Raw genomic sequence first — 11796 nt, forward strand, 5'->3', positions numbered from 1 at the left:
CACGCCCTAGGCCGGGAGGGGCTTGCGCCAGTCCCCGATCGCGACCTCGATGCGCGAGGTGGTCTCGCCGTTCCAGGTGACGGCGAGCCCCTCGGCCCGCAGCCGCTCGACGACCGCGCCCGCGATCGCCTCCTCGGCGACCTCGGGCCCGAAGGCGCCGTACGCCAGGTACAACTGGCCGTCGGCGATCCGCTCGGTGTCCTGCTGGTGGAAGAACGTGTAGCCGCGCTCCTCCCGCGCCGGCCCCCGCTCGTCGTCGATCTCGGCGTGCCCGCAGGTCTGGCAGCAGGTGAAGTCCATCCGCCCCACGATCCCGTCGTCGGCCAGCGCCGCGAACGCGCTCGCCAGGCGGGCGTGGTCGTCGATGCCGCTGCCGGCGCCGACCGCGACGGCCCGCGCGGCCCAGGCGGCGCGGACGATCTGCTCGATCCGCGCGGTCGGCGGGGCCTCCTCGTCGAAGTACTCGGTGACCTGCTCGACGGCGTCCGCGAGGTCCAGGAAGCCGGCGTACACCGCCGCCTCGGCGTGCTCGCGCACCTCGTCCTCGGTCGTCGCCGGTACGACGGGCCGCTCGGCGGGAGGCCGCCGCTTCCAGAAGGCACGCATGTGCCGACCCTAGGACGTGTCCCCCAAGCCCGCGCCTGCTGTGCGGCGCCGGCGGCCGATCTGGCGGCGTTCTCGCCGACTCGACCCACCCTCGGCCCCGCCTGCGGCCCGCCTTCGCGACTCGGCCTTGCCAGATCGGCCGCCGACACCGCTCGCGACGGCGCGGGCTCGGAGGACCCGCCCTAGATGTGCGGTGTCTGAACCCCGTGCTGGTTGACTGTCACCCGTGCCTGCGATCGACCTGTCCACCGACGTCGTCACCCTGACCCGCCAGCTGGTCGACATCGAGTCCGTCAGCCGCGACGAGCAGGAGATCGCCGACGCCGTCGAGACCGCCCTGCGCGCGCTGACCCACCTCGAGGTGACCCGGCGCGGCCACACGGTGGTCGCCCGGACCGACCTCGGCCGTCCCTCGCGAGTGGTGATCGCGGGTCACCTCGACACGGTGCCGGTCAACGCCAACCTCCCCAGCCGGTACGACGAGGCGGCGGGCATCCTGCACGGCCTCGGCACCTGCGACATGAAGGGGGGCGACGCGGTCATCCTCAAGCTCGCGGCGACGGTCGCCGAGCCGGTGCACGACGTCACCTACGTCCTCTACGAGGCCGAGGAGATCGAGTCGGCCTACAACGGCCTGCGGCTGCTCGGTGAGTCCGACCCGGAGCTGCTGGAGGCGGACTTCGCGATCCTCATGGAGCCGTCGAACGCGGGGGTCGAGGCGGGCTGCCAGGGGACCTTGCGCGTCGAGGTCCGGACCCGCGGCGAGCGGGCCCACTCGGCGCGCAGCTGGCGCGGGGTCAACGCGATCCACGGGGCCGGCGAGGTGCTGGCCCGGCTCAACGCGTACGAGGCCCGGCGGCCGGTCATCGACGGGCTGGAGTACCACGAGGGGCTCAACGCGGTCGGCATCAGCGGCGGGGTCGCCGGCAACGTGATCCCCGACGAGTGCGTGGTGACCGTCAACCACCGGTTCGCGCCCGACCGCTCCGAGGCGGAGGCGCTGGCCTTCGTCGAGGAGTTCTTCGCCGGCTTCGAGATCACCCTGACCGACACCGCGCCCGGCGCCCTGCCGGGCCTGGACCGGCCCGCGGCGCGGGCGTTCATCGAGGCCGTCGGGGGAGTGGTGAACCCCAAGTTCGGGTGGACCGACGTCGCCCGCTTCACCGCGCTCGGCGTGCCTGCGGTCAACTACGGTCCCGGTGACCCGATGCTGGCCCACAAGCAGGACGAGCACGTCGAGACCGCACAGATCGAGCGGTGCGAGCAGCAGCTGCGCGCATGGCTCACCCCCCAGAGCACCCCCGGCAACCAGGAGAACGCATGACCAGGCGCAGCGGCCCCGGCCCCCGTCCCAGCGCGGGGCGTCCCGAGGGATCCACCACCGACCAGCGGCTGCTCGACAGCCGCGGCGACGGCGGGTGGGTGCACACCGACACCTGGCGGGTGCTCAAGATCCAGGCGGAGTTCGTCGAGGGCTTCAACGACCTCGCCGAGGTCGGCCCGGCCATCTCCGTGTTCGGCTCCGCGCGGATCCCGGACACGCACCCGGCGTACGACATCGGGGTGCGGGTCGGTGCGGCGCTCGCCAAGGCCGGCTTCGCGGTCATCACCGGCGGTGGCCCGGGCGCCATGGAGGCGGCCAACCGGGGCGCGATGGAGGCCGGCGGCGAGAGCATCGGCCTCGGCATCGAGCTGCCCTGGGAGGCCAAGCTCAACGACTACGTCGGCTTCGGGCTCAACTTCCGCTACTTCTTCGTGCGCAAGATGATGTTCGTCAAGTACAGCCAGGGCTACGTCGTCCTGCCGGGTGGGCTCGGCACGCTCGACGAGCTGTTCGAGGCGATGACGCTGGCTCAGACGCTCAAGATCACGCAGTTCCCGATCGTCCTCATGGGCGTCGAGCACTGGCGCGGCCTGATCGACTGGATGCAGGGCTCGATGCTCGAGGACGCCCGCATCAAGCAGAGCGACATCGACATGCTCACCCTGACCGACGACGTCGACGAGGCCGTCGCGCTCATGGTCGCCGCGCGCGACAGGCACGCCTGAGGAGGCGGGGATGTCGCACCCCATGATGTGGGTCTTCGCCGTGCTCATCGTGCTCGCGATGGGCGGCGTCGCCCTCCTCGCGGCCGGTCACGGCGAGCCGATGCGCACCGCGTACGACGACCGCCCCGACGCGCTGGTCCCCGCGGACCGGCCGATCGGGGCCGGGGACCTGCGCACCGTGCGGTTCTCGCTGGCCTTCCGCGGCTACCGGATGTCCGAGGTCGACGCCCTCCTGCAGCGCCTCGCCGGCGAGATGGACCGCGCCGCCGCGCCACCTCGCGACGACGCCGAGTAGGTTCGCGCCATGCGCGCCGCACTCGGGACCATCGCCGCCCTGACCCTGCTCGCCGCGACGGCCTGCTCGGGCGGGGACGACGAGCCGGAGTCCAGTCCCGGGACCCCGTCGTCGGGCACCACCACGACGACCGAGCAGCCGGCCGACGTCTGCGCCGTCGTCACCGACGAGCAGGCCGCGGCCTGGGCCGGAGCCCCGCGCGGGGTCAAGGAGCAGAGCGAGCTCTCCGGCGCTCTGCACTGCGCGGTGGACACCGAGCTTGGCGACCCGATCAGCATCGAGTGGGACCTGCACCCGAGCGCGGCGACGTTCGACCGCGTGCTCGGCACCGAGCTGCAGCCGGGCCTGGCGACCGCGAAGGTCGACCTCGACGGCACCGAGATCACCGAGGCGACGGGGAAGTTCGCCGCGTGGACCTACGCCCAGGAGTTCGTGCCCCTCGACGACGGCACGCTCGTGGTCGAGGTGTTCGCGCACCGCGACCACGTCGAGGCCGGTACGCCGCGGCGGCTGCGCACGATCGCGCGCGAGCTCGCGTCGTCGTACCTGAAGGCTCCCGGTTTGTCGATCGACCTGCCCGGGTAGGCGGTCCGCGGCAGCGACCGTACCGGGACGGAGAGCGATGACCATCGACCTGCAGATCGACTGGGGCAACCTCGAGCAGCTGCTCACGGTGTTCGACGACGTGGGCGGGGACTCGGAGAAGATCCGCGACTACGCGAACACCTGGGTGTGCAGCAAGGAGGGCTTCGACTACGACCTCTGCGCGCTCAAGCCGATCGCCGACGTGATGCCCACGCTCCAGGGCTACTTCACCGACATGCAGACGTTCTTCGCCGGGCGCTGGTCCGGCGTGCGCGACGCGGTCGTGCTCTCGGCCAAGGACATCGACCTCACCGACGGCGCGGTCAACCACGCCTTCCTCAACCTCGCCGCCGGCATCGCCGAGGACGGCGGCGCGCCCGACGTCGCGGCCGCGATCGAGGCGCTCAAGCTCGACCCGGTCCCGATCGACCTCAGCGAGCCCGACAAGGGCGGCGAGCAGCTCGCGGGCCAGCACGACGACCGGTTCGAGGTCGCGAGCGACACCTGGGACGGGCTGCGCGACACGATCAACAGCGGCATCGACGGCATCAACTGGGCGATCGGCGTCGCGCGCGACGCGGGCGTCGACATCGGCGACGTGCCCAAGCTGCCCGGCGAGAGCCTGCGGGAGATGATCGTCTACCCGCTCTCCGGCAACTACGAGGTCATCCAGCGCAACGGCAACGCCTGCACGATCATGGGCAAGGCGATGCGCGACTGGGGCACCAACTTCAGCCTCCTGTCCGGCAAGACCACCCTCGCGCTCCAGGGACAGGCCTCGCTCGGGCTGGTCGCCCAGCTCAACGCCTACAACCTCGTCCTCAAGGCCGTCGGCACCGGCGTCGGTCAGGGCGAGCACGTCTACGCATGGGTCGCGAAGGTCTCCGAGGAGATCGCGATCGTGGTCGAGAAGGTCATGGTCAAGATGAGCCTCAAGCTGGCCAAGGTGGCCTCGCGGATCGGCTCCAAGGCGGTGCCGATCATCGGCTGGGTCTCGCTCGCCTGGGACATCATCGACAAGGGCTTCGCGGCGATCACCGACATCTGGAACGACATCCAAGAGCTCATCCAGATGATCGAGGACTGCAAGAACCTCGTCGACGAGATCGACGCCTGGGCGCAGGTCGCGGCCGACCGGCTCAAGGTCTTCGAGCAGATCCTCGACCTGGTCAAGGAGCTGCCCGGCGTCAACGCCGGCGGCGGCATCGACGCGCTCCAGGCCAACCTCGACCAGATCACCAAGAACCTCGAGGACGTGCCGAGCTTCGACGAGTCCGTCAGCGGCGCCCAGACCGAGCTCGACGAGGCGATCGCGGACCTCGCGGGTCAGCGCCCCGAGGAGTCCGGCGACTTCGACGACGACGGCGATGACGACGACACCGTGATCCTGGCGCCCGGGCCGTTCGAGGGCACCTATCCCGGCTCGGGCTCCGGCTCGTCCGACGGCGGCTACGTGTGAGCGGCCCGGCGGCGTACGACGCGAGCGAGGGGGCCGCGGAGCACCCCAGCCTCGCCGCGCTCGAGACCCGCGCCGCCGAGGACGCGCTGCGCGCCGCGCTCGACCGGGTCCGCGAGGACCTCGACGCGATGGCCGAGCGCGAGCGCGACGAGCCCCTCGATCCCGGCGTCGCGGCGGTGCTGGAGCGGATCGCCGGAGCCCCCGACGCGCCGCTGGAGTACCGCTCGATCCACGCCCGGGTCGGCCGCGGAACCCTCACCTGGGCGGGCCTGTGGCACGACCCGGACCACGAGGGGAGTGCCGGTCGCCGGCTGGTCCTGGACGCCGTCCGGGTGCTCGCCGCCGAGGTCGTCATGCCCGCGCCCGAAGGCACTGCGGAGCGTTGAGGTACGCCCAAGGGCGAGTCTCGGCTGCGCGCCTTGTGGGGCATAGGCGATAATGGTCACGCGCACAGTCGGGTGCACAGGGTGCTCGACAGCTCGCAGAGGTAGTGGAAGAGGGGTGCCGCATGGCGGCGATGAAGCCTCGGACCGGTGACGGTCCGCTCGAGGTCACCAAGGAGGGTCGCGGCATCGTGATGCGCGTCCCGCTCGAGGGCGGCGGCCGACTGGTGGTCGAGCTCAATGCCGAGGAGGCTTCCGCGCTCGGCGATGCGCTCAAGAACGTGGTCGGGTGACCTCCCCGGTCACCACCCGCACGTCCGGCCCGGTGCTCCCGGGCCAGGTCTCACCCCCCGAGTTCGCAGCCAGCGAGCTGCTGCCCGGTGCGATCACCGGCGTCGACGTCGTCGCGCTGCCGGTGCTCCCGGGGGATGACGGCGGCATCCTGCTCGGGCTCGGTGCGGCCGAGCTCGCCGACGAGCTCGCGCTCGACCTCGTCGGGATCGCCGAGGTGCACGGGCTGACCGGCGCGACCGGCGAGGTGGCGACCGTTCCGGTGCCCGAGGGGTCCGCGAGCAATCCCGCGCTGCGCCTGGTGCTGCTGGTCGGTGTCGGCGCCGCGCGGCCGATCGACCTGCGCCGGGCCGGTGCCACGATGGCCAAGGCCGCGCGCGACCGCGCCGCCGTGGTCACCTCGATCCCGGCCGTCGCCGAGGACGCCACGCCCGACGACCCGGTCGCCCTCGAAGCGTTCGTGGCCGGCACCATGCTCGGCTCGTTCGTCTTCCACTGGCGCTCGACCGGCCCCGAGCACACGCCCGTACGACGGGTGGTGCTCGCCGGCGCCCCGGCCGCCACCGACCGCTCGGCACTCGAGCGCGCGGTCGCCCTGGGCGGTGCGGGCTGGCGCTCGCGGCTGCTCGCGACCGTGCCCTCCAACCTCAAGAACCCCGCGTGGCTGGCCGCGCAGGCCGAGGAGGTCGCCGCGGCCGCGGGTCTCGACGTCCGGGTCTGGGACGAGCAGCAGCTCGCCAAGGAGGGCTTCGGCGGCATCCTCGCCGTCGGTGCCGCCTCCGCGACCCCGCCGCGCCTGATCCGGCTCGACTACACGCCGGGCGGCGTCTCGGCGCGGGCCGCCAAGAAGCTGCCGGTCGTGGTGCTCGTCGGCAAGGGCATCACCTTCGACTCCGGCGGTCTCTCGATCAAGCCGAGCGCATCGATGGGCTCGATGAAGCGCGACATGACCGGCGGCGCGGTCGTCCTGGCCACGATGGCCGCGCTCGCCGACGTCGACTGCCCGGTCCGCGTGATCGGGCTGATCGCCGCCGCCGAGAACGCCATCTCCGGCAGCGCCCTGCGCCCCGGCGACGTCCTCACCCACTGGGGCGGGCGCACCACCGAGGTCGGCAACACCGACGCCGAGGGCCGCCTGGTCCTCGCCGACGCCCTCGCCTACGCGGTCAGTGAGCTCGACCCGGCGCTCGTCGTCGACGTCGCCACCCTCACCGGCGCGGTCAAGGTCGCGCTCGGCCAGCAGGTCGGCGGCCTCTTCGCCACCGACGACGCCCTCGCCGCCGCGCTCAGCGCCGCCGGCGAGCGCGCCGGCGAGCCGCTGTGGCGCTTCCCGCTCTACCGCGGCTACGACGACAAGCTGGCCTCCAAGGTCGCCGACGCGAGCAACGACCCCGGCGGGGCCGGCGCGATCACCGCGGCGCTCTTCCTGCGCCCGTTCGTCGGCGACGTCCCGTGGGCGCACCTCGACATCGCCTCGGTCGGCGACGTCGAGAAGGACTCCTACGAGTGGACTGTCGGTCCCTCGGGCTTCGGCTCGCGCCTGCTGCTGTCGTGGCTGGGCTCGGTCGACCCGCTGGCCGGGGTCGCTGGCCGGGACTGACCCGGCCGGCGACCGGTCAGTCGGCCTCGGGGACCCACTCCTTCTTGGCGACGAGCAGGCCGTCGCCCACGGGCAGCAGCGCGGGCACCAGACCCTCGGTCGCGGCGACCTGCTGGACCAGGTCGCGGATGGCGACCGTCTGCTCGTCGCGCTGGGCGGGGTCGGCGACCCGGTCGTGCCACAGCGCGTTGTCGAAGGCCACCACGCCGCCGGGGCGCAGCAGGCGCAGCGCCTCGGAGAGGTAGGCGCCGTACTCGTGCTTGTCGCCGTCGGCGAAGACGATGTCGTAGTGGCCGTCGGTCAGCCGGGGGAGGACGTCGAGTGCGGAGCCGGCGATGGTGCGCACCCGCTGGGGCGCGATGCCGGCGTCCTTGAACGACTCGCGGGCCAGGCGCTGGTGCTCGGCCTCGACGTCGACGGTCGTGAGTACGCCGTCGGGGCGCATGCCGCGCAGCAGCCAGACGCCGGAGACGCCCGTGCCGGTGCCGATCTCGACGATCGCGCGGGCCTCGAGCACGGAGGCGAGGAAGCGCAGCGTGGCGCCGGTGCCGGCGCCGATGGGCACCACGCCGACCTCCTCGGCACGCGCGCGGGCGGCGACGAGGACGTCGTCCTCGTCGACGTAGGTGTCGGCGAAGGTCCAGCTGGTCGCGTTGATCGGTGTCGGAGCCACGGGCTCACCCTATTGCTTCGCGCGCCCGGCGGGTCGGAGCCGACGCCGGGGGAACACCCGATCGTTGCCGATCGTTGGGGTATTTCACAGGGAACCCTCAGTTCCCGCCCCTACGGTGAGAGGAGCCAGGAGACCTTGGCACTGATCCAGCGGAAGAAGGCCACGATGAAGGAGCCCGTCGATCCCCACCCCCAGCCCGGCGGGCAGGGGCAGTCCGACCTGGACTGGGGCACCATCGTCGAGCAGCACTCCGACCGTGTCTACCGCCTGGCGCTGCGCCTGACGGGCAACCGTCACGACGCCGAGGACCTCACCCAGGAGGTCTTCGTCCGGGTCTTCCGCTCGCTGCACACCTACACCCCCGGCACGTTCGAGGGCTGGCTGCACCGGATCACCACCAACCTCTTCCTCGACCAGGCCCGCCGCAAGCAGCGGATCCGCTTCGACGCGCTCTCCGACGAGCGTGCGGCGCGGCTCGCCAGCGCCGAGCTCGCGCCCGAGACGGCGTACGCCGACCAGACCTTCGACGACGACGTCGCCGCCGCGCTGGCCGACCTGCCGCCGGACTTCCGCGCCGCGGTCGTGCTGTGCGACATCGAGGGCCTCAGCTACGAGGAGATCGCCGAGATCCTCGGTGCCAAGCTCGGCACCGTCCGCTCGCGCATCCACCGTGGCCGGGCCCTGCTCCGCGCGGCCCTCGCGCACCGCGCCCCGACCGCGGGCCGGACCCGGTTCGCCGGCCCGGCCCCGATGCCGGTCGGCGGAGCAGCCTCGTGATCGGCCACCTCGGCAACCGGGTGAGTGCCCTGCTCGACGGGCAGCTCACCGCACGGGAGACCGAGGAGGCCTGGGCCCACGTCTACCACTGCCACGCCTGCCGTGACCTCGTCGAGCGCGAGGGCTGGGTCAAGACCCGGCTGGCCGGCCTGTGCGCCTCCGGCACCGCCGAGCGCGGCGCGCCGTCGGGGCTCAAGGGCTCGCTGCTGAGCATGCCCCCGGGCGAGGCGATCCTCGCCGACGCGGGCGCCTCCGGCGCGGGCCGCCGGGCCACCGGCGCGGTGATGCTGGGCGGGGGTGCCGTCGGCGCCGCCATGCTCGGCGTCCTGGCGCTGGGCTTCGGCGTCGGCTCCTCGCCGCCGGCCGACCGCCGTCCGCCGGCCACCCAGATCAACACCACCGTGCCGAGCGCGCCGGCCACCCCGGCCGCGCCGGTCACCGGTACGACCCCGTCGCCCAACGGCTTCCCGGGCAACCTGCCCGTGCCGGTGCGCCGGATGCTGCCCTGAGCCTCGGGTCCACCTGCGGGACCGGTGATTCGGGCCCATCGGACATGATGGTCCCGTGAACGACGCGCACGAGTCCGACCGGGAGCCCACCGAGCCGCTCGAGGCTCCCGCCGAGGACCCGGCCGCGGCGGCCGACCCCGCTCCGGCCCCCTCGCCGTGGGCGCCGCCAGGACCGGGCGACGTACCGCTGGCCGAGAGCGTGCCGTCGGCCCCGAGCGCCCCGCTCACCCCGCCCTCGCACCCGGTGCCCGAGCCGGTCGCCGTACCGGAGCCGACCATGCCGCTGGCGATGGCGCCCTCGCTGCTCCCGCCGCCCCCGCCGGTGCCGCCCACCGCCGCCGACCTCACGGTCCGGCTGCCCGGTGGCCCTCCGGCGCCCGGCAGCCACCGCACGGGCCGGACTGGCTCGGGACGCCCCGCCGGCTGGGTGTGGCCCGCCGTCGCCGCGCTCGCTCTCGTCGTCGGCCTCGGCGGCGGCGTGCTGGGCGCGCTCGTCTACGACCGGGTCGCCGACGACTCGCCGTCGGGTCCGGCCTACTCCGACCAGGGCCTGGGCGGCGTCGACCTCGAGCCGGACGCCCCGCTCGCCGCGCCCGGCTCGGTCGCCGCCGTGGCCAAGGCCGTGCTGCCGAGCACCGTGCAGATCGTCGCCGACTACAAGGGCCAGTCCGCGGGCGCCAGCGGCTCGGGCTGGGTGCTCGACAAGAACGGCCACATCGTCACCAACAACCACGTCGTCGCCGACGCCGCCGCCAACGGCGGCGAGATCACGGTCGTCGACCACGAGCGCAACCAGTACCGGGCCAAGGTCGTCGGGCGCAGCTCGGTCTACGACCTCGCGATCCTCTACGTCGACGACAAGGACAAGCTCACCCCGGCCAAGCTCGGCTACTCCAGCAAGCTCCAGGTCGGGGAGCCGGTCGTCGCGATCGGCTCGCCCCTCAACCTGCCCGACACGGTGACCTCGGGCATCGTCAGCTACCTGCACCGCCCGGTCACGACGGGCTCGTCGGCCGACGAGTCGTCGTACATCGACGCGGTGCAGACCGACGCCGCGATCAACCCCGGCAACTCCGGCGGCCCGCTGGTCAACCAGAAGGGCGAGGTGATCGGCGTCAACTCCGCCATCGCCACCGCCGGCGGCGGCTCCATCGACTCCGAGGCCGGCAACATCGGCGTCGGCTTCGCGATCCCCGTCGAGCAGGTCCGGGTGACCGCCGACCAGATCCTCAAGAGCGGCAAGGCGCAGTACCCCGTGATCGGGGCCCAGGTCGCGACCGGGGGCCAGGCGCGCGGGGACGGCGCCGAGCTCGACGAGATCCTGCCGCGCACGCCCGCCGCCGAGGCCGGCCTGCGCAAGGGCGACATCATCACCCACGTCAACGGCGACCGGGTCACCGACGGCATCGCGCTCATCGTCGCGATCCGGACCCACCAGCCGGGCGAGACGATCGAGTTCACGATCCTGCGCGGCTCGGCGGAGAAGAAGGTCAAGGTCACCCTCGACGGCAAGAACGGCTAGCCGCCGGCCGGCCGGCCGGGTCAGACCTCGGCGTCGGACTCGCTGAACGGGTGGTCGGCGACGTAGCGCGCCGCGGCGCGGTACTGCTGCTGGATGTAGTCCTCGAGCCGGCTGGCCTCGACCCGCCACTGGCCTCGGCCGCCGATCTTGATCGCGGGCAGCTCGCCCCGGCGCACCAGCGCGTAGACCTGGGCGCTGGAGGTGTTGAGCACCTCGGCCACGTCGGCGAGCGTGAGGAACCGAGGGCCGTCCGAGGGGAGTCCCATGGGCCCATCGTCGCACCCGCGCGCGCCGGCCGCAGCCGGCGTGGCGGGGCCTGTGGATAGCCGGATGACGAGACGGCCGCCGGCCTGCATGATGAGCGCGTGTCCAGAGATCTCGGGAACGCGACGGGCACGCCTGCTCCACCACCCGCCCAACGGGTGGTGCGTCCGGCATGGCGTGACCCGCGGTTGTGGCTCGGCGTGCTGCTCGTGGCGGGCTCGGTGGTGGTGGGTGCGCGGCTGCTCGCCGCGGCCGACGACACGGTCGCGGTGTGGGCGGTCCGGGCCGAGCGCGGCGCCGGTACGCCGCTGCGCACCGACGACCTCGTCGTCGAGCGCGTCCGGTTCACCGACGCCGCCGCGCAGGAGCGCTACTTCACCGCCGAGCGGCCGGTGCCGGCCGACCTCGTGCTGGTCCGGCCGGTCGGGGCGGGGGAGCTGCTGGCCCGCTCCGCGGTCGGCCCGGCCGCCGCGGAGCCGGTGCTCCGGGTGCCGCTCGAGGTCGACCCGAACCGGGTGCCGCCGGACGTCGGTGCGGGCTCCGTGGTCGACGTCTGGGTCAGCGACGGGCCTGGGCGGAGCGCCGGGGCGGGACCGGGCGGCGGGGGACCGGCGCTCAGCGAGGTGACGGTGGTGGCCGCGCCGTCGTACGAGGACACGTTCGGCGTCACCGGCGCCCGCCAGCTCGTCGTGGCCGTGGACGACGACCGGGCGGTGGCGTTCGAGCGGCTGCTGGGCGGGCTGCAGGACCCGGTCATCCGGATCCTCCAGCGCTCGTGAGGCG

Annotated in this window: 15 protein-coding genes; 12 read left to right on the forward strand and 3 right to left on the reverse strand. The window is 73.5% G+C overall.

The window, feature by feature from the left end:
• Positions 1–6: 6 nt before the first annotated feature.
• The gene (locus tag M0M48_RS04075) at positions 7–606 is read right to left on the reverse strand and encodes a DUF6891 domain-containing protein (RefSeq protein WP_257750168.1); all 600 of its coding nucleotides are present in this window, start codon (positions 604–606) and stop codon (positions 7–9) included.
• Positions 607–832: 226 nt separating this feature from the next.
• On the opposite strand from M0M48_RS04075, the gene dapE reads away from it, so the two are divergent.
• The 8 genes from dapE (at position 833) to M0M48_RS04115 (ending at position 7268) form a co-directional block, all read left to right on the forward strand.
• Positions 833–1930 (forward strand): succinyl-diaminopimelate desuccinylase, encoded by a 1098-nt coding sequence (dapE, locus tag M0M48_RS04080; protein WP_257750169.1) that lies wholly within the window; start codon positions 833–835, stop codon positions 1928–1930.
• Complete coding sequence (locus M0M48_RS04085; protein WP_215815578.1) at positions 1927–2655, forward strand: LOG family protein; 729 nt, start codon at positions 1927–1929, stop codon at positions 2653–2655. Before dapE ends, M0M48_RS04085 begins: the two co-directional genes overlap by 4 nt.
• Before the next feature lie 10 nt (positions 2656–2665).
• Complete coding sequence (locus tag M0M48_RS04090; protein ID WP_257750170.1) at positions 2666–2950, forward strand: DivIVA domain-containing protein; 285 nt, start codon at positions 2666–2668, stop codon at positions 2948–2950.
• A 9-nt stretch (positions 2951–2959) separates the two neighbouring features.
• On the forward strand, positions 2960–3535 hold the full coding sequence (locus M0M48_RS04095) for a hypothetical protein (RefSeq protein WP_257750171.1): 576 nt from the start codon (positions 2960–2962) through the stop codon (positions 3533–3535).
• Between the two features lie 37 nt (positions 3536–3572).
• Positions 3573–4994, forward strand: coding sequence for a hypothetical protein (locus M0M48_RS04100; protein WP_257750172.1), 1422 nt, complete (start codon positions 3573–3575; stop codon positions 4992–4994).
• The gene (locus M0M48_RS04105; RefSeq protein WP_215815575.1) at positions 4991–5380 is read left to right on the forward strand and encodes a hypothetical protein; all 390 of its coding nucleotides are present in this window, start codon (positions 4991–4993) and stop codon (positions 5378–5380) included. The genes M0M48_RS04100 and M0M48_RS04105 overlap by 4 nt, the downstream gene beginning before the upstream one ends.
• Positions 5381–5502: 122 nt before the next feature.
• Positions 5503–5670 (forward strand): DUF3117 domain-containing protein, encoded by a 168-nt coding sequence (locus M0M48_RS04110; protein ID WP_075018558.1) that lies wholly within the window; start codon positions 5503–5505, stop codon positions 5668–5670.
• Positions 5667–7268, forward strand: coding sequence for a leucyl aminopeptidase family protein (locus M0M48_RS04115; RefSeq protein WP_257750173.1), 1602 nt, complete (start codon positions 5667–5669; stop codon positions 7266–7268). Before M0M48_RS04110 ends, M0M48_RS04115 begins: the two co-directional genes overlap by 4 nt.
• Positions 7269–7284: 16 nt before the next feature.
• On the opposite strand, the gene M0M48_RS04120 is transcribed toward M0M48_RS04115, so the two are convergent.
• Positions 7285–7941, reverse strand: a complete 657-nt coding sequence (locus M0M48_RS04120; protein ID WP_257750174.1) for an O-methyltransferase — start codon at positions 7939–7941, stop codon at positions 7285–7287.
• Between the two features lie 165 nt (positions 7942–8106).
• On the opposite strand from M0M48_RS04120, the gene sigE reads away from it, so the two are divergent.
• The 3 genes from sigE to M0M48_RS04135 are packed head-to-tail and all read left to right on the forward strand — an operon-like array spanning position 8107 to position 10749.
• A complete protein-coding gene (gene sigE / locus M0M48_RS04125; protein WP_257750175.1) occupies positions 8107–8718 on the forward strand; it encodes an RNA polymerase sigma factor SigE in 612 nt (203 codons plus the stop codon).
• Positions 8715–9227: a hypothetical protein gene (locus M0M48_RS04130; protein WP_215815572.1), complete on the forward strand. Its 513-nt coding sequence runs from the start codon at positions 8715–8717 to the stop codon at positions 9225–9227. Before sigE ends, M0M48_RS04130 begins: the two co-directional genes overlap by 4 nt.
• A 55-nt stretch (positions 9228–9282) precedes the next feature.
• Entirely contained in the window at positions 9283–10749 is a 1467-nt protein-coding gene (locus M0M48_RS04135; RefSeq protein WP_257750176.1) for a S1C family serine protease, read from the forward strand.
• A 20-nt stretch (positions 10750–10769) separates the two neighbouring features.
• Here the strand turns inward: M0M48_RS04135 and M0M48_RS04140 are convergent, their stop codons facing one another.
• On the reverse strand, positions 10770–11015 hold the full coding sequence (locus M0M48_RS04140) for a helix-turn-helix domain-containing protein (protein WP_215815570.1): 246 nt from the start codon (positions 11013–11015) through the stop codon (positions 10770–10772).
• A 156-nt stretch (positions 11016–11171) separates the two neighbouring features.
• Between M0M48_RS04140 and M0M48_RS04145 the strand changes: the two genes are divergently transcribed.
• On the forward strand, positions 11172–11792 hold the full coding sequence (locus M0M48_RS04145) for a hypothetical protein (protein WP_257750177.1): 621 nt from the start codon (positions 11172–11174) through the stop codon (positions 11790–11792).
• The last annotated feature ends 4 nt before the right edge of the window (positions 11793–11796 follow it).

This window comes from Pimelobacter simplex, from assembly GCF_024662235.1.
Lineage (GTDB): Bacteria > Actinomycetota > Actinomycetes > Propionibacteriales > Nocardioidaceae > Nocardioides.

Excerpts from the sequence above, each read along its gene's own strand:
- M0M48_RS04110 (WP_075018558.1), top strand. The coding sequence starts at position 5,503 with ATGGCGGCGATGAAGCCTCGGACCGGTGACGGTCCGCTCGAGGTCACC.
- M0M48_RS04090 (WP_257750170.1), top strand. The coding sequence starts at position 2,666 with ATGTCGCACCCCATGATGTGGGTCTTCGCCGTGCTCATCGTGCTCGCG.
- M0M48_RS04100 (WP_257750172.1), top strand. The coding sequence starts at position 3,573 with ATGACCATCGACCTGCAGATCGACTGGGGCAACCTCGAGCAGCTGCTC.
- M0M48_RS04095 (WP_257750171.1), top strand. The coding sequence starts at position 2,960 with ATGCGCGCCGCACTCGGGACCATCGCCGCCCTGACCCTGCTCGCCGCG.
- M0M48_RS04085 (WP_215815578.1), top strand. The coding sequence starts at position 1,927 with ATGACCAGGCGCAGCGGCCCCGGCCCCCGTCCCAGCGCGGGGCGTCCC.
- sigE (WP_257750175.1), top strand. The coding sequence starts at position 8,107 with ATGAAGGAGCCCGTCGATCCCCACCCCCAGCCCGGCGGGCAGGGGCAG.
- M0M48_RS04075 (WP_257750168.1), bottom strand. The coding sequence starts at position 606 with ATGCGTGCCTTCTGGAAGCGGCGGCCTCCCGCCGAGCGGCCCGTCGTA.
- M0M48_RS04140 (WP_215815570.1), bottom strand. The coding sequence starts at position 11,015 with ATGGGACTCCCCTCGGACGGCCCTCGGTTCCTCACGCTCGCCGACGTG.